Annotated in this window: 18 protein-coding genes; 9 read left to right on the top strand and 9 right to left on the bottom strand. The window is 58.6% G+C overall.

The window, feature by feature from the left end:
• Nucleotides 1-13 precede the first annotated feature (13 nt).
• Nucleotides 14-481: a 5-(carboxyamino)imidazole ribonucleotide mutase gene (purE, locus tag ASD46_RS14180; RefSeq protein WP_060642513.1), complete on the bottom strand. Its 468-nt coding sequence runs from the start codon at nucleotides 479-481 to the stop codon at nucleotides 14-16.
• A 154-nt stretch (nucleotides 482-635) separates the two neighbouring features.
• The gene (locus ASD46_RS14175; protein ID WP_003511431.1) at nucleotides 636-839 is read right to left on the bottom strand and encodes a YdcH family protein; all 204 of its coding nucleotides are present in this window, start codon (nucleotides 837-839) and stop codon (nucleotides 636-638) included.
• A gap of 236 nt (nucleotides 840-1,075) precedes the next feature.
• On the opposite strand from ASD46_RS14175, the gene ASD46_RS14170 reads away from it, so the two are divergent.
• On the top strand, nucleotides 1,076-1,252 hold the full coding sequence (locus ASD46_RS14170) for a YdcH family protein (protein ID WP_003511430.1): 177 nt from the start codon (nucleotides 1,076-1,078) through the stop codon (nucleotides 1,250-1,252).
• Nucleotides 1,253-1,352: 100 nt separating this feature from the next.
• Here ASD46_RS14170 and ASD46_RS14165 read toward each other — a convergent pair whose 3' ends face one another.
• On the bottom strand, nucleotides 1,353-2,117 hold the full coding sequence (locus ASD46_RS14165) for a sulfite exporter TauE/SafE family protein (protein ID WP_003511429.1): 765 nt from the start codon (nucleotides 2,115-2,117) through the stop codon (nucleotides 1,353-1,355).
• A 103-nt stretch (nucleotides 2,118-2,220) separates the two neighbouring features.
• On the opposite strand from ASD46_RS14165, the gene ASD46_RS14160 reads away from it, so the two are divergent.
• The 6 genes from ASD46_RS14160 (at nucleotide 2,221) to ASD46_RS14135 (ending at nucleotide 8,938) form a co-directional block, all read left to right on the top strand.
• A complete protein-coding gene (locus ASD46_RS14160; protein ID WP_003511427.1) occupies nucleotides 2,221-2,874 on the top strand; it encodes a thiamine phosphate synthase in 654 nt (217 codons plus the stop codon).
• Between the two features lie 8 nt (nucleotides 2,875-2,882).
• On the top strand, nucleotides 2,883-3,983 hold the full coding sequence (locus ASD46_RS14155; RefSeq protein ID WP_013761840.1) for a tetratricopeptide repeat protein: 1,101 nt from the start codon (nucleotides 2,883-2,885) through the stop codon (nucleotides 3,981-3,983).
• Nucleotides 3,984-4,147: 164 nt separating this feature from the next.
• The gene (locus ASD46_RS14150; protein WP_003511424.1) at nucleotides 4,148-4,948 is read left to right on the top strand and encodes an inositol monophosphatase family protein; all 801 of its coding nucleotides are present in this window, start codon (nucleotides 4,148-4,150) and stop codon (nucleotides 4,946-4,948) included.
• Between the two features lie 200 nt (nucleotides 4,949-5,148).
• Entirely contained in the window at nucleotides 5,149-6,168 is a 1,020-nt protein-coding gene (locus ASD46_RS14145; RefSeq protein WP_003511423.1) for a hypothetical protein, read from the top strand.
• Between the two features lie 2 nt (nucleotides 6,169-6,170).
• Nucleotides 6,171-7,202, top strand: coding sequence for a peptidoglycan -binding protein (locus ASD46_RS14140; RefSeq protein ID WP_003511422.1), 1,032 nt, complete (start codon nucleotides 6,171-6,173; stop codon nucleotides 7,200-7,202).
• Between the two features lie 89 nt (nucleotides 7,203-7,291).
• Nucleotides 7,292-8,938: an FAD-binding dehydrogenase gene (locus ASD46_RS14135; protein WP_060642482.1), complete on the top strand. Its 1,647-nt coding sequence runs from the start codon at nucleotides 7,292-7,294 to the stop codon at nucleotides 8,936-8,938.
• Nucleotides 8,939-8,949: 11 nt separating this feature from the next.
• Here the strand turns inward: ASD46_RS14135 and ASD46_RS14130 are convergent, their stop codons facing one another.
• On the bottom strand, nucleotides 8,950-10,749 hold the full coding sequence (locus ASD46_RS14130; protein WP_060642481.1) for an ABC transporter transmembrane domain-containing protein: 1,800 nt from the start codon (nucleotides 10,747-10,749) through the stop codon (nucleotides 8,950-8,952).
• Nucleotides 10,750-11,010: 261 nt separating this feature from the next.
• Between ASD46_RS14130 and rpmE the strand changes: the two genes are divergently transcribed.
• Entirely contained in the window at nucleotides 11,011-11,232 is a 222-nt protein-coding gene (gene rpmE / locus ASD46_RS14125) for a 50S ribosomal protein L31 (protein ID WP_003506183.1), read from the top strand.
• 151 nt (nucleotides 11,233-11,383) lie between these two features.
• On the opposite strand, the gene ASD46_RS14120 is transcribed toward rpmE, so the two are convergent.
• The 3 genes from ASD46_RS14120 to ASD46_RS14110 form a co-directional block, all read right to left on the bottom strand.
• The gene (locus ASD46_RS14120) at nucleotides 11,384-11,899 is read right to left on the bottom strand and encodes a DUF1465 family protein (RefSeq protein WP_003511419.1); all 516 of its coding nucleotides are present in this window, start codon (nucleotides 11,897-11,899) and stop codon (nucleotides 11,384-11,386) included.
• A gap of 405 nt (nucleotides 11,900-12,304) precedes the next feature.
• On the bottom strand, nucleotides 12,305-12,496 hold the full coding sequence (locus ASD46_RS14115) for a DUF1192 domain-containing protein (protein ID WP_003511418.1): 192 nt from the start codon (nucleotides 12,494-12,496) through the stop codon (nucleotides 12,305-12,307).
• Nucleotides 12,493-13,782: an MFS transporter gene (locus ASD46_RS14110; protein WP_003511417.1), complete on the bottom strand. Its 1,290-nt coding sequence runs from the start codon at nucleotides 13,780-13,782 to the stop codon at nucleotides 12,493-12,495. The genes ASD46_RS14115 and ASD46_RS14110 overlap by 4 nt, the downstream gene beginning before the upstream one ends.
• 136 nt (nucleotides 13,783-13,918) lie before the next feature.
• On the opposite strand from ASD46_RS14110, the gene ASD46_RS27475 reads away from it, so the two are divergent.
• Entirely contained in the window at nucleotides 13,919-14,074 is a 156-nt protein-coding gene (locus tag ASD46_RS27475; RefSeq protein WP_200951524.1) for a hypothetical protein, read from the top strand.
• A gap of 56 nt (nucleotides 14,075-14,130) precedes the next feature.
• Here the strand turns inward: ASD46_RS27475 and ASD46_RS14105 are convergent, their stop codons facing one another.
• The gene (locus ASD46_RS14105; RefSeq protein WP_003511414.1) at nucleotides 14,131-15,156 is read right to left on the bottom strand and encodes a class I fructose-bisphosphate aldolase; all 1,026 of its coding nucleotides are present in this window, start codon (nucleotides 15,154-15,156) and stop codon (nucleotides 14,131-14,133) included.
• Between the two features lie 190 nt (nucleotides 15,157-15,346).
• Complete coding sequence (locus tag ASD46_RS14100; protein ID WP_060642480.1) at nucleotides 15,347-16,549, bottom strand: phosphoglycerate kinase; 1,203 nt, start codon at nucleotides 16,547-16,549, stop codon at nucleotides 15,347-15,349.
• Nucleotides 16,550-16,573: the final 24 nt, after the last annotated feature.

Below are 16,573 nucleotides of genomic sequence, written 5' to 3'. Positions count from 1 at the left end.
GTGTCAGAGGCTGTCACTGGGCGCTGTCCATGGGATATTCGGCAACGGCCGCTGACTGGCGCGCGCGCCATGCATCGAGCCGGTCTGCCAGGTCCTCGTCACCCAGCGCCAGAACCGCAGCTGCCAGAAGTGCGGCATTGATAGCGCCGGCCTTGCCGATGGCAAGCGTTCCGACGGGAATGCCAGCGGGCATCTGGACGATGGAATAGAGGCTGTCCTGCCCGAACATCGTCTTGGATTGTACCGGGACGCCGAAAACCGGCAGCGGGGTCATGGCGGCGGTCATGCCCGGCAGATGGGCGGCGCCGCCGGCACCCGCGATGATGACCTTGAAGCCTTCGTCTTTCGCGCCATTGGCAAATTCATAAAGGCGATCAGGCGTGCGGTGGGCGGAAATGATGCGGGCTTCGTATTCCACGTCCAGCGCATCCAGCGTATCGGCGGCATTCTTCATGGTCTCCCAGTCGGACTGGCTGCCCATGATGATGGCGACGGGGGGTGTCTCTGCTGTCACTTCGCTTCTCCGGCTTACAGCATAGGCGCAAAAATCGATTTTGATTTCTGCAAGGCACGATGCGTAAATTCAATAGATTAGAGCGTCTCGCGTGCATCCGGCAGGAAGCACGGAAGCCACTCTAGGCAATGATATCGGGAATGACCTGATCTTCGATCTGGGTCATCTTGTCCTTGACGGCCAGCTTTTTCTTTTTCATGCGTTGTATTCTCAGCGCATCGCAGTTGGTCTGGATCATCGCGTTGATCGCAGCGTCATAATCCTCATGCTCCTGGCGCAGCCGCGCCAGCGTAAGCCTGATGTCCGCCTGGTCCTGATCGGGCATCTTGTCATCCCCATTTTATGCCAGCCGGAGAGCCTCCGGCGCGTATGTCATCGGTTCTCGAGCCTCTATCATCAAATCGCGGTAACGGGAAGTTATCCCTTGCGACCAAATTGCCCACTTATTGCCTTCATTTCGCCTTCGACAAGACCAACGATCCATGTCACATTGTCGTCGCAAACCTGAAACTCCAGCGATGGAGAGCTGGAGGTAGGCTTAAAAATGGAAGGACGTGCCGCATGACCATTCAGGCTCATATTGCATCGCTCGAAAAGAAACACGGTGCTCTGGAGGAGGAGCTCGAAAGTATTCTTGCTTCCCCGTCCTCTGACGATAGAGAGATCGCCGATCTCAAACGCCGTAAACTGCGCCTGAAGGATGAACTACAGAGGCTTCGCGCCTCCACAAGGCATTGATTGATGCCATTCCCCAGCCTTCGATGAAGGACTGACGGATTCTTTTTCGGCCCTGGCGGTACGTGCGTGCTGCCAGGGCTTTTTAGTTGGCGCCTTGGGTCTAGAAAGGCAGCCCGTCCCACAGCAGTTTCAGCGCCGCGATCAGCGCCATGGTATACATCAGCGGGTAGAACACTGATGGCTTCAGATATTTCACCACCCTTGCGCCGGCAAGCGTCGCCAGCATTGCCACCGGCAACAGGCTCGCCGATGTCTTGAGGTTGGTTGCATCAAGCGCTCCCAGCGCGAAATAGGGAATGAGCTTTATTGCATTCATGATCGCGAAGAAACGCACGCTCATGCCGGTATAGGTCTTGGGATCGAGCTTCAGCGGCAGAACATAGATCTGGAAGGGTGGGCCACCCGCATGGGCCACGAAACTCGCATAACCGGACAGGCTGGACCAGAGTGTTGCAGCCACCGGACGCTGCGGTCTGGCCGGAATCTCCTGCCCCTTGCGGCTTTTGAAGCTCTCCTGGAAATAACGCAGTACGAACAGGATCGTCACCGAGGCGACGACGAGGCGCATGGCGTCTGCCGAGATGAGGCTTGAGGTCGCCCAGCCGAGAGTAATGCCGGCGATCGCGCCCGGAAGCATGATAAGGAGCGTTTGCCGGTGGTTGTGGTGCCGCCAGGCCCATAGCGCCACAAGATCCATCACGATCAGGATCGGCAGGAAGATTGCCGCCGCCTGCACGGGCGGGATGGCAAGCGCCATCAGCGGCACGCCCATCAGTGCCAGCGCACCGCCCAACCCGCCCTTGGAAAGGCCGACAAGCACGACTGCGGGGATGGCGACGAGGAAAAAATGAAAATCGGTCAGCATGGATGAAGGTTGATCCTTTCGCCGGTCCGGTCTATCGGATTTATCATATCAAAACGAGTGCAGATAACGCCGAAAGTGTCTTCTGCCTGAAATGGACGAACCGATGACCAAAGTTGATAACCGTTGCCGCCTTGTTCTGATCGTCCCGCAATTGGACGACGCGCAAAAGCAGGCGACAGAATTGCAAGAAGCACTGCGAGGCGGCGATGTGGCTTCGGTCATCATTCCGCAATATGATCTGGATGACGCCACTTTCCAGAAACGCGCCGAATTGATCGTGCCGATGGTGCAGGAGGCTGGTGCCGCTGCCCTTATCGCGGGCGACAGCCGCGTTGCGAGCCGGGTGAAGGCGGATGGCCTGCATGTGGCGGGCAATGCCGAGGCGCTTGCGGAGGCCGTGGAAAATTTCGCGCCGAAGCTGATCGTTGGCGGCGGCAATGCCGATGATCGCCATAAGGCTCTGGAGATGGGTGAGTCCAATCCGGACTACGTGTTTTTTGGAAAGCTCGAAGGCGACATCAAGCCGGAAGCGCATCCCAAAAATCTGGCACTCGGCGAATGGTGGGCATCGATGATCGAGATTCCATCCATCGTCATGGGCGGCACCGATATCTCTTCGGTGGTTGCCGTGGCCGAAGCCGGCGTGGAATTCGTGGCGATGCGCAGCGGCGTTTTTGACAATGCCTCGGGTGCTGCCCAGGCCGTTTCTGAAATCAACGCGTTGCTTGACGAAAAAGCGCCACGGTTTGACGGTTGATACAGGCGATGTTGATGCGCTCGGTTCACGTCTGCCTTTCTATTTCGCTGCTGGCGCTGTCTTTCGGCGCGCCGGCGGGCGTCGCTTTTGCCCAATCCGGACCGCAAAGCGAAAGCAACGCGCTTTCCCGCCAGTTGGAGGATGAGGCGCAGCCTTCCCGTCAGGGCAGGGTGCAGTCCGAAGAGCAGAAGGACTTGCAACCGTCGCAGGGCGTCAACGTCTATCAGCGCATGGGCGCGGACCTGCCGGCCTTGCCGCCTGAAAAGGAGTTCAAGGGCCGGGTGGATGAGGCCTATGGGCATTTCCAGCGCGGCGAATATGTCCAGGCGCTCGACAAGGCGCTCAACCGTGCGCAGAACGGCGATGCGGCCGCCCAGACGCTGGTGGCGGAAATGATGTCGCGTGGTCTCGGCATCGCCCGCGACGAAAAGACCGCGGCCTTCTGGTACCAGCAGGCGGCACAGGGTGGCGATCCCGTCGCGATGTTCAAATTCGCCCTCATTTTGATGGAGGGCAAGTTCGTTACCCGCGACAAGGCGAAGGCCGACGATTACATGCACCGTGCGGCGGAAGCCGGCAATGCTTCGGCTCAGTTCAACTGGGGGCAGATACTGGTTTCGGAAAATCCCGGCGTAAAGGGATTACTGATGGCCATGCCGTATTATGAAAAGTCCGCCGAGCAGGGCATTGCCGACGCGCAATATGCAGTGTCGCAGATCTACCACTCGGTCAAGGATGTGCCGGCCGAAAAGAAGGCCAAGGCGCGCGATTGGCTGACGCGGGCCGCAAAGGCCGGCTACGATACCGCGCAGGTCGATCTCGGCATCTGGCTGGTCAACGGTTTTGGCGGCGAGCGAAATCTGGATGAAGGCTTCCGCTGGCTTTACGGTGCTGCGCAGCGCGGCAATGTCGTGGCGCAGAACAAAGTGGCGCATCTTTACATTCAGGCGCTCGGCACACGGCCCGATCCGGTGGAGGCGGCCAAATGGTACGTGCTTTCCCGCCGCGCCGGGCTGAAGGATCCGTCTCTCGAGGATTTTTATCTCGGGATCACCGACGAGCAGCAGAAAAAGGCTATCGAGGCGGCAAATCGTTTCCGTCCGATGTGATGCAAGGCCGGTTGTTCGGCGCCAGCGTGCATGTGCAGGCTTTTTGCCTTGAATTTCCGCGCGTTTTGTGGTCTTGAACCGCAAACTTTCAATTCAAGAAAATAATGACGTTCCTGCCCGGCTAGCTTGCGGGTGGTTCGCAAGCTTTCCAGGAAACAAATTCGATGGCACGTTCAGCCCTTCTCAATGTGATGGTTCAGGCCGCCCTCAAGGCGGGTAAGTCTTTGTCGCGTGACTTCGGTGAAGTGCAGAACCTTCAGGTTTCGGTCAAGGGACCGAGCGATTTCGTATCGCAGGCGGACCTCAAGGCTGAAAAGATCGTGCGCGACGAGCTGATGAAAGCCCGCCCCACCTACGATTTTCTGGGTGAGGAAGGCGGCGAGGAAAAGGGCAGTGATGGTGCGCATCGCTGGATCGTCGACCCGCTAGATGGCACGACCAACTTCCTGCACGGCATTCCGCATTTCGCCGTTTCCATCGCGCTCGAGCGTAACGGAGAAGTCGTAGCCGGCGTGATTTTCAATCCCGCGACCGACGAACTCTACACCGCCGAGCGTGGCGGCGGCGCGTTCCTTAACGATCGTCGTATCCGCGTTGCCGCGCGCAAGGCGTTGACGGATTGCGTCATCGGCTGCGGTGTGCCGCATCTCGGTCGCGGCAATCACGGCAAATTCCTCGTCGAACTTCGCCATGTCATGGGTGAAGCAGCCGGCATCCGCCGCATGGGTGCTGCAGCACTCGACCTTGCCTATGTTGCAGCAGGTCGCCTCGACGGTTTCTGGGAAGCAGAGCTTTCGCCGTGGGATATGGCGGCCGGTCTGGTGCTGATTCGCGAAGCTGGCGGGTTCACCTCCGACGCCAAGGGCGGCGCGGATATCTTCGGCAGCGGCAGTGTTGCTGCCGGAAACGAATATATCCACAAGGCACTTGTGGAAGTTGCCAACCGTCCGATTCCGGGTCGTTGATCGATTTCGGCAGAAAACCTGCCGTTTAATCCAGGTTTTAGGCGCCCGGCGAACTATCGCCGGGCGTTTTTGTTTTTTCGGTCTTCGGTCAAGCCGGCTTTCGTGAAATGCCTGTGACGAAAGACAGGCTTTTCGCTTCAAATCGTCGCAATTTTCAAATAGCGTCCGGTTGATACGTGACCGAAGGGAATGCGAACGTTATGGCGGATTCGGAGTTGCTCGATCTCGGCGTGGAGAAGCCGGTGACCACACGGCAATACAGCCACAAGCTGTCCAGCCCCACACCGTTTCTGTGGACGATGGTTCTGTTTCTGATCCTCGTCGGCTTTCTGGCGGCCATTCTTTACCGGCAGGCGCACACGGCCTTCATGACGAATCCGGGCTTGAACGGCTTCATTCTCGGCGTTCTCGTCATCGGCATCATTCTGGTATTCACGCAGACCATGAGCCTGCGTTCGGAAGTCCGCTGGTTTAACGCATTCCGGGCCGCCGGCAGCGCCGAGAAAGTCGGCCGCGCTCCAAAACTGCTGGCCCCCATGAGCACGCTGATCGGCAAGCGTGGCGAAGTCCGGCTTTCTGCAGTTACGCAGCGGACAATTCTCGATTCCATCGCGACACGCCTTGATGAATCGCGCGATACTTCACGTTATCTTGTCGGCCTTCTGGTATTTCTCGGCCTGCTCGGCACCTTCTGGGGTCTGATCGGCACCATCGGCGCCATCAGCAATGTCATTCAGTCGCTTGATCCCAGCGCCGGCACCAGCAACGATATTCTAAGCTCGCTCAAGACCGGTCTCACCGCGCCGCTTTCCGGCATGGGAACGGCGTTTTCCTCGTCGCTCCTCGGCCTTTCAGGCTCCCTGATCCTCGGTTTCCTCGATCTTCAGGCCGGCCGTGCCCAGAACCGTTTTTACACCCAGCTCGAAAACTGGCTGTCGTCGGTGACGGATACGTCGGCGGATGGGCCAAGGGAATTCAACGCTGAACCCGGCGCAATGGTCAGCACTGAGCGCTCGCTCGCCGCCATGACGAGTCTTGCTGAAGGCATTCAAGGTCTGGTCAAGAACATGCGCAGCGAGCAGCAGATGTTGCGTGACTGGATCGAGGCGCAGCAGGAGGAATCGAAATCGCTTCGCCGCACGCTCGACCGGTTGTCGACTCGTATCGACAGCGAGACAAAATCTTCCGGACGCACCCGGCACGATAACGGGAGCGAGTAGCCATGGCGCTTGCGCGCAACCGCCGCCGCGACAGGGGTGTGGATTATTGGCCGGGTTTCGTCGATGCGCTGTCGACGCTGCTCATGGCCATCATGTTCCTGCTGACGGTCTTCGTGCTGGCGCAATTTGTTCTGTCGCGGGAAATTAGTGGCAAGGACGAGGTGTTGACCCGCCTCAACAGCCAGATTGCCGAATTGACCGAACTTCTGGCCATGGAAAAGGGCAGCAAGCAGGATATCGAGGACGCGCTGGCGAGCCTGCAATCAACCCTTGCCGCATCTGAAAGCGAGCGCTCACGTCTGCAGTCGCTTCTCGATGCGGGATCGGGCAACAATGCAAGCGCCAATGCCCGGATTGGCAGCCTGACCGGCGAGCTGGATGACCAAAGACAGGCCAATTCCCGCGCCTCCGCACAGATTGAATTGCTCAACCAGCAGATTGCGGCGCTCAGGGCGCAGATCGCATCGGTGGAAGCCGCCCTGCAGGCGTCGGAAGCCAAGGATACCTCATCACAAGTCAAGATCGCCGATCTCGGCCGCCGTCTCAATGTTGCGCTGGCGCAGCGGGTTCAGGAACTCAACCGCTATCGTTCTGATTTTTTTGGGCGTCTGCGTGAAATCCTCTCGGATCGCGAAAACATTCGCATCGTCGGCGACCGCTTTGTCTTCCAGTCCGAAGTGCTCTTTCCATCCGGTGGTAACGACCTCAATCCGCAAGGGCAGGCGGAGATGGAGAAGCTGGCGGCCGCGCTGATCGATCTTGCCAAGGAAATCCCCACCGAGATCAACTGGGTTCTGCGCGTGGATGGCCACACGGACAATGTCCAGCTTTCCGGGTCCGGTCGCTTCCGTGACAATTGGGAACTTTCCTCGGCACGCGCAACCTCCGTGGTGAAGTTCCTGATCTCCAAGGGTGTTCCGGCCAACCGGCTGGTCGCTGCCGGTTTCGGTGAATATCAGCCGATTGCCGAAGGCGACACGCCGGAAGCACGCCAGCAGAACCGCCGTATCGAACTGAAGCTCACCGAGCGCTGACACCTTAAGCCGTATCATAGCGGTTGCCTTGAGCTGAAAGTGAATTTACGTTCGCGTAAACGTAATTCTGTCGCATCTGGGAGGAGCTGATGGAGCGATATGATGTGATCGTTGTCGGCGCGGGGCTTGCCGGTCTGGTCGCAGCGACAGAGGCTGTTGAGCGCGGTTTCAGTGTTTGCCTTGTGGATCAGGAGGGGGAGCAGAACCTTGGCGGGCAGGCCTTCTGGTCGCTGGGTGGTCTGTTTTTTGTTGATAGTCCCGAACAGCGCCGAATGCGGGTGCGCGACAATCTCGATCTTGCAAGGCAGGACTGGTTCGGCTCCGCCGGTTTTGATCGCCTGGAAGATCATTGGCCGCGCCGCTGGGCGGAGGCTTATCTCAATTTCGCCGCAGGCGAGAAACGTCAATGGCTGCATCGGCTGGGCATGCGCTGGTTTCCCGTGGTCGGCTGGGCCGAGCGTGGCGGTGCCCTTGCTCATGGCCACGGCAATTCCGTTCCACGTTTCCATGTCACCTGGGGCACTGGCCCCGGTGTGGTGGCGCCTTTCGTTGAAAAGGCAAAGACCATGACGGCAAGCGGTCGGCTCACCTTTCGGTTCCGCCACCGCGTCGATCATCTGGATATCACTGACGGCAGGGTGACGGGCATTTCCGGTGTTGTTCTTGCCAGGGATCCGGTGTTGCGCGGGCAACCAAGCAGCCGGGAAGAGCAGGGTGATTTTGTCCTTTCGGCCTCGGCGGTCATCGTCAGTTCCGGTGGCATCGGCGGCAATCAGGAACTGGTGCGGCGCAACTGGCCGCTGGAGCGGCTGGGCAAGCCCCCCGCGACCATGGTCTGTGGCGTGCCTGCGCATGTGGATGGCCGTATGATCGCCATTACGGAAGCTGCGGGCGGAACGGTCATCAATCGCGACCGTATGTGGCATTATACCGAGGGCGTGAAAAATCACGATCCGATCTGGCCGGACCATGGCATTCGTATTTTGCCCGGCCCCTCGTCTTTCTGGTGCGATGCGGATGGAAACCGGCTCGCAGCTCCCGCGATGCCGGGCTTCGATACGCTCGGCACGCTTAAGATGCTGGGCGAACGCGGCAGCGGTCACAGCTGGTTCATTCTGACCAAGGCAATCATCAAGAAGGAATTTGCGCTTTCTGGTTCGGAGCAAAATCCGGATCTGACGGGCAAGGATGTGCGGCTACTGCTCAAACGGTTGGGCAAGGAGCCACCGGGGCCGGTGCAGGCCTTTATGGAACGCGGCGAGGATTTCGCCGTCCGTGATACGCTGGAAGAACTCGTGGCGGCGATGAATACCATAAACGGGGACAATCGGCTGAATATTGACCACATCCGCTATCAAATAGAGGTCCGAGACCGGGAGATCGAAAACGGTTTCAGCAAGGATGCGCAGGTTACGGCGATCCACGGAGCGCGGCGTTATCTTGGTGATCGGTTAATGCGCACTGCAAAACCACATCGGTTGCTAGACCCGACAAAAGGGCCGCTGATTGCGGTGCGCCTGCATGTGTTGACGCGCAAGACGCTTGGCGGTTTGCATACGGACCTAGAGGCGAGGGTGCTGGACGCGGCCGGCAACCCTGTTCCGGGCCTTTATGCTGCCGGAGAGGTGGCAGGCTTCGGCGGCGGCGGCATGCACGGATATAATGCGCTGGAGGGCACATTCCTCGGCGGTTGCCTGTTTTCGGGCCGTGTCGCGGGGCGTAGCGTGCTGGCTTAAGCCCACACGGCTCACGCTTGAGCGCGCAGTTCGTCCGGCCCGGTCTGGAATTGCAGCCGGGCAAGTCTCGCATAAAGGCCGTTCTGGCGGATAAGGCTCTGGTGCGTGCCTTCCTCGATTATACGGCCCTCATCCATCACGAGAATGCGGTCGGCCTTCAACACGGTGGCGAGGCGATGGGCAATGACGATGGTGGTGCGGGTTTTCATCAGCTCATCGAGCGCCCTTTGCACCAGCGTTTCGCTTTCGGCATCCAGTGCGGAGGTCGCTTCGTCAAGAAGCAGGATAGGGGCGTTGCGCAGGATGGCGCGGGCAATGGCGATGCGCTGGCGTTGACCGCCGGAAAGCGTTACGCCGCGCTCGCCCACCTGCGTGTCATAACCATCGTTCAGCCGGGCGATGAAGCTGTCTGCCTGCGCGGCGATAGCGGCCGTGCGCACTTCTTCGCGTGTCGCAGCCGGCCGACCGAATGCAATGTTATCGTGGATGGAGGAGGCAAAGATCGCCACATCCTGTGGAACAATGGACAGTCGCGCGCGCAGATCGGCAAGGCGGACATCGCGGATATCGACGCCATCGATGGTGATGCGGCCCTCCTGCGGATCGTAGAACCGCATCAGCAGCGAAAAGACCGTGCTTTTTCCCGCCCCGGAAGGGCCAACGATGGCGACGGTTTCGCCGGCATTGACCTTGAAGGAGAGCCCGGAGATGATCGGGCCACCGGTTGCGAGTGGATAAATGAAACCGACATTCTCGAATGCCGCTTCGCCGCGCGGCGGCTGAACCATCGAAACGGGTGCTGACGGCTCGGCAACGGGCGAGCGCTCGTTCAGCAGTTCGGAAAGCCGTTCAGCCGCGCCGCCCGCCTGCGCCAGTTCACCCCAGACTTCTGAGAGCTGGCCTAGGCCGCTTGCCGCGATGACCGAATAAAGCACGAACTGGCCAAGCGTACCCGCCGTCATGCCGCCGGACAAAACGCTTTGCGCGCCATACCAGAGAATGCCGACGACGCTGCCGAAAACGAGCGCGATGGCGACGGCGGTGAGGATGGAGCGGGCGCCTATCGCTGCGCGCGCACCCTGATAGGCTGCTTCTACGGAGGCGCCGTAGCGGGCATTTGCAAGCGCCTCGGCGTTAAAGGACTGCACGGTGCGGCTCGCCCCGATCGTTTCCGAGGCATAGGCGGCGGAATTGGCCAATGTGTCCTGCGTATTGCGGGAGCGGGCACGAACCGAGCGCCCGAAAGCAATCAAAGGAAAAACGATGAACGGGATGGCCAGGAGCGCGAGGCCGGAAAGGCCGGGGCTGGTATAGATCATCATCGCCACCGCGCCGCAGCACATGATGATGTTACGCAGCGCAACGGAAGCTGAGGAACCGAACGCCGAGCGAATCTGTACGGTATCCGCGGTCAACCGCGAGGTCAGCTCTCCCGAGCGGTTGGCATCGAAAAACTGTTGGGACAGCGTGGTGAGATGAGCAAAGACATCCCGGCGCAGATCGGCAACGACCCTTTCGCCGATGGTCATGACATAATAATAGCGCATGGCGCTGGCGAGAGCGAGGAGGACAGCAATGGCCAGAAGCACGGCGAAGTAGCTGTTGATCATGCCACCGTCCGGCGTCTGGAAACCGTGATCGATGATACGGCGAACGGCAAGCGGCAAGGCAAGTGTCGTGGCGGAAGAAAGCACAAGCGCAAACAGGGCCGCCGCCATCAGGCCGCGATAACGCCTGAGATACGGAAACAGGCCAAGCAGCGGCTTCAGGTTTCTCTGTTTAGCCGCTTTCTGCTCTTCAATGTCTGCCACGTCCGCTACACTCCTCGTTCCGTGCCGTTTTTCGGCCTTTTGCGGGTGAATTTCCGGCACGCGGTAAAATTCTAGTCCCTGCGGCCATCTCCTTTCACAAGGGGATAGCAGGCTCTTGTTATCTGGGCGACCTTCATGTATAGGCTCCGCATCGAATTGGGAAGCCATAGCCCATCAGGACTATGGCTTCATTTATTGAAATGGCTCAGTTGACGCAATTGCGGCAAATGGACCGCACGTCACTTAACCAGGAAGATTGTCATGAAGGCTGATATCCATCCCGCTTATCACACGATCAAGGTCGTCATGACCGATGGCACCGAATACGAAACCCGCTCGACCTGGGGTTCGGAAGGCGCAGTCATGAACCTTGAAATCGACCCCAAGTCCCATCCGGCATGGACGGGCGGCAACCAGCAGCTTATGGACCGCGGCGGTCGCGTTTCCAAGTTCAACAAGCGTTTCGGCGGCCTCGGCCTCTAATCCACTTGTGGACGGATCATTAAAAAAAGCCCGGTTTTACCGGGCTTTTTTATTGTCTGTCGATCCGGTGAAACGAGCCCATTGTAGGCCAAAACAAAAAAGCAGGCCTATGAGCCTGCTTTTCAAATTGTCTGGATAAGGTCGTCTTTTCTCAGTTGATCGAGAAAGCCGTGCGCAGAAGGTTAAGCTGCGCCTGCACGCTGTTTTCGTTGTCAGGTACCTTGGTGGCTTCGGACGGGCGGTAGATTTCGCGGTCGAGAAGGGCAACGCGGTTCTGGAGGCGGAGCGACCGCTCGATGAGGTCACGGAACGACTCAGGCAGGTCGTTCCAGCCTGGAGCGTTGCGATCGACGTTGAAGCTGTCGAGCCGCACCTTGCTTTTTTCGCTGAGAACCTGATCGCGTGTCATCTCGCCATTGTTGACGGCGCGCTGCAGAAGCAGCCAGGACGCCATCTGCATCAGGCGGGTGGTGAGGCGCATCGATTCTGCCGCGTAAAGGACAGACGCCATGCGCGGCAGAACCTTTGAAGCGGTACGACCGGCTCCATCAAGATAGCTCGCCGTTTCCTCAACCAAGGTCATGCCTTCGGTATAGAGGGTCTTGAACTGGTTGGAAGCAGCCGCGCGACCCGCAAAGCTAATGGTATTTAAAACCTGTTCCGACATTTTCTTTAAATCCCTGCTCACGCACCACACTGTCAGGCAACGACGACCGGTAATATTTTGTTCCGGCCTTTAGTGTTTTCAGGATGGTATCTTTACCTGAAATGCGCAAGGCAATTATTAAAGAAGGGTTAATACCCACAGTTTTACGAAATCCGGTGATCGGTAAAAAAAGAGCCGCGAAAGCGGCTCTCAAGGTAAAACAGGGAGAAAAATCAGACCAATTCGCCGGATGGAGAAGATGCCTGAGGCCCAGAAGAACTGGACATGTATAGTAATCTCTCAGAAAGCTTAATTTTTGGTTAATGGTAAACGAAAGACTGCATCAGAATCGTTAATCTCGTTTGCCTTTGTGGCAGCAGCTTATCGAGTTAAGACTTGGCCGGAGGTTTTGCTGAAGGCCGCCTGTCAGGACCGGAAGAGGTTCTCCGCCGCAAGCCGGCCGGCAGACTTCCTTTTCCTCTCCTCTTCAAGTCGGGTGATTTCGGTTTGAAGAATGTCGATGCGGTTGCTCAGCTCGTCCACCGAAAGAAGGCTGAGATCGCTGCCGATCTCATGCGCTACCGGTTTTTGCGGACGGTCATCGTCCAAGAGGCTCATATGCCTGCTCCTTTTTCAACATGGTCGCCATCGTCCTCGGGATATTGCGGCGCGCGCGGGTCAAGCGCAATGCTTTCCGGTGTCACGAGCGGTGAGGGCGTTGTCGGCATCATCGTCGAGAAATTGTCCTTTTCGGCGTTCGAAAGCGTGGCGCGCTGACGGCTTCTGATGATGGCATAGGCCGTGATCAGCACATGGGCGACGGCTGTCACCAGGAACAGCGCATAGGGGCCGGAATAGGTCATGACCGCGCCGCCGAGCGTCGGGCCGATGATGGTGCCGATGCCATAAAGCAGTAGCAGTCCACCGGAAACCTTGACGAAGTCTTCCGATGCCGCAAAGTCGTTGGCATGCGCTACGGCGATGGGATAAAGCGCGTTCGCGGCGGCGCCGTAAATGGCGATCATCGGAATGAGCACATAGACATCATGCGGCTGCACGGCCGCCACGGCCAGGCCCGCAACCGCGCCAAGCCCCGCCAGTCCTGCAAGCACATAACGGCGGTCAATCCGGTCCGAAAGGCGGCCTGCAGGAAACTGGGCGAGTGCGCCGACGAAAATCGTGACGGAAACCATGATGGCGATCATGGTCGGATCAAGGCCCGCCCGCGCGCCGAAAACGGCGCCAAGCGTACCGTAAGCACCATTGGCGATGCCGATCATCAGGATACCGACGAAGGAGACCGGCGAATTCCGATAGAGGGCGGGTAAGTCCAGCTTCACCTTTTGCAAGGGCTGGGGACTGGCAGCCTTAGAAAGCGTGGCCGGCAGAATGGCGATGCAATAGATGATGCCGCAGATCATGAACAGCGAGCTATTACTGATATCGCCCATCGGCACGATCATCTGCCCAGCCACGACGCCAAGCAGCGTTATGGCGATATAGAGCGAAAAGATCATGCCGCGGCTCTCATTCGTCGCGCGCTCGTTCAGCCAGCTCTCGATGATCATGGAAGTGCCGGCGGTGCAGAAGCCTGTAAGCGCGCGGAGCGTAATCCACCAGACATCATCGATAACGAGGCCGGTCATCAGCACGGTCAGGCAGACAAGCGCCACGAAGGAAGCAAATGCCCGCACATGCCCCGCACGGCGCACGATGGCGGGCGCCACAAAACACCCAATGACGAAGCCTGCCGCCCAGGAGGTGCCGAGAAAGCCCAGAATTTCATTGGAATAGCCTTCCGCCGAACCGCGCATGGGTAGCACGAGACCCTGAAGGCCGTTACCGAGAAAAAGAAACAGAGTGCTGGATAAAAGAGCGAATACGGGTAGAAGATTTCTGCTCATGAAGACACTCTCATGCGTTCGAACGTATGGTCGGCAGGCCATAAGACGGGGGTTACCCGAATGAGTTGCACTCTTCTGGTGAACGGTAAAAATGTCCAGCCTGTGACGATGCAGAAATAAAGAAAAGGCTCAATAAATGACAAAGGCGATCGGCCTTTTTTTACTGCTGGCGATGATTGTGCAGATCATCCGCCCCTTGGGCCTGCCCGGCCTCAAGAAAAGAGGCGATTGCTGGAAGGTAGCGGTTGCCGCCTTCGTCATCTGGTCGGCGACGCTGCTTTTGCGCCCATAAAGAAAAAGCCGCCCAAGGGGCGGCTTCAATTTTTTATAAATGCCTGGGGCTATGCCTCAGGCAGCCTTTTCGAGTTCCTGCTTCCAGTTGCCCTTGGCAGCCAGGGTGTTCATCATCGCGCGGTGTGTGAAAGCACGCTGGCCGGCGGCGACATTTTCCTGCTTGCCGCCCCAAGCCTTGAGTGCGGTGTCCTGAAGGGCGCGGCCGTACGAATAGGTCAGCGACCAGGGCAGGTCGTAACCGGCATTCATGGCGGAGAGATGCGCCGTCGCCTCTTCGGAGGACTGGCCGCCGGAAAGGAAAGCGATGCCGGGAACGGCAGAAGGCACGGTCGCCTTCAGAACCTTCACGGTCTTTTCCGCCACTTCATCAACGGAAGCCTTGCGGGCATTCTTGCCGTCGATGATCATGTTCGGCTTGAGGATCATGCCTTCAAGGTTGACGCGGGCGTCGAACAGATCCGCGAACACGGTCTGGAGAACCCATTGCGTGACTTCCGCACAGCGATCGATATCGTGCGTACCGGGTTCGCCGTCCATCAGCACTTCCGGTTCCACGATCGGCACGATGTCTGCCTGCTGGCAGAGGGCAGCGTAACGGGCGAGCGATTGGGAGTTTGCCTTGATCGAACCCCAGCTCGGACGCTGATCACCGATGGTGATGACGCCGCGCCACTTGGCGAAACGCGCGCCGGCTTCATGGTACTTGCGCAGGCGCTCATACAGGCCGTCAAGGCCTTCGGTGATGAATTCACCCGGGTGGAAAGCCATCGGCTTGGCGCCGATATCCACCTTGATGCCCGGCAGGCTGCCGGCGGCCTTGATGATGTCCACGAATGGCGTACCGTCGGCGGCCTTCTGGAACAAGGTTTCTTCGTAAAGGATGACGCCGGAGATGCACTTCTTCATGGCGTCGTCGGAGCGGAACAGCATTTCGCGATAATCGCGGCGGGCGGTCTCGGTTGATTCCAGGTTGATGCTGTCGAAACGCTTCTTGATCGTTCCTGTGGATTCGTCGGCGGCGAGCAGGCCCTTGCCGTCTGCAACCATTTTGATTGCGATGTCTTCGAGACGTTCGGTCATTTGCTATTCTCCCAAGGCACAATAAATTCCCGATAACAGAAGTTCCAGGGCAGGGAAATGGCATGCTAACTCATTGAAACGATTGAAATCATTTCAATCGTTTGAAACTTTCCTCCCATGCGCACTTACCAAAAAACAAGGCCGGCCAAGCAACGCTTGTCCGGCCTCGTGTCAGGCAAGTGTGGGAAGTCTACTTGGCGGCGGTCAGGATGGCAACGCCCGGCAATTCCTTGCCTTCCATCCATTCTAGGAAGGCGCCGCCTGCCGTCGAGATATAGGTGAAATCGTCCGAGACTCCGGCATGGTTGAGTGCCGCGACCGTATCGCCGCCACCGGCGACGGAGACGAGCTTGCCGGCCTTCGTGCATTCGGCGGCATGTTTTGCGGCAGCAACGGTTGCCGCATCGAAAGGCTCGATTTCGAAGGCGCCAAGCGGGCCGTTCCAGACCAGCGTTTCCGCGCGCGAAATCCAGGCTTTGATGCTTTCGACCGATTTTGGGCCGACATCGAGAACCATGGCGTCAGCGGGAATGGCGTTGATATCGACGATTTCATTTGCCGCACCGGCCTTGAATTCGCGGGCAACCACGCCGTCTTCCGGCAGTACGATCGCACAGCCGGATGTCGCCGCCTCGATCATGATCTGTTTTGCGGTTTCGGCAAGGTCGTGCTCGCAGAGGGACTTACCGACTTGTGCGCCACGCGCGGCAAGGAAGGTATTGGCCATGCCGCCGCCGATGACGAGGGCATCGACCTTCTTGACGAGATTCATCAGGAGATCGATCTTGCTGGAAACCTTGGCGCCGCCGACAATGGCGACGACCGGGCGAACAGGCTGGCCAAGGCCTTTTTCCAGCGCCTCCAGCTCGGCCTGCATGGTGCGACCGGCATAGGCGGGCAGATGACGCGCCAAGCCCTCGGTGGAGGCGTGCGCACGGTGCGCGGCAGAGAAGGCGTCGTTCACATAGATATCGCCATTGGCTGCCAGAGCCTCGACGAAGGCGGTGTCATTCTTCTCTTCGCCCTTGTGAAAGCGGGTGTTTTCCAGAAGCAGGATATCGCCATCATTCATTTTCGCGACTGCGTCGGCTGCCGGCGCACCGATGCAATCGGATGCAAAGAAAACGGCGTGATCCAGCACTTCCTCGACCGCAGGCACGATCTGGGAGAGCGACATGTCGGCGACCGGTTCACCCTTGGGGCGACCGAAATGGGCGAGCAGAATGACTTTTGCGCCTTTTCCGGAAAGCTCCAGAATGGTCGGTGCAACCCGCTCGATACGGGTGCTGTCCGTCACTTTGCCATCCGCAACCGGCACGTTGAGATCAACACGGACAAGGACGCGCTTTCCGGCAATATCGTTAAGGTCATCGATGGTCTTGAAGGCGGGCATAGGTCGATCCTGATTTCGTTGCGA

This window comes from Rhizobium sp. Root491 (assembly GCF_001427205.1).
Classification (GTDB): Bacteria; Pseudomonadota; Alphaproteobacteria; order Rhizobiales; family Rhizobiaceae; genus Agrobacterium; species Agrobacterium tumefaciens.
This window is presented reverse-complemented; position numbering and strand designations above follow the sequence as displayed.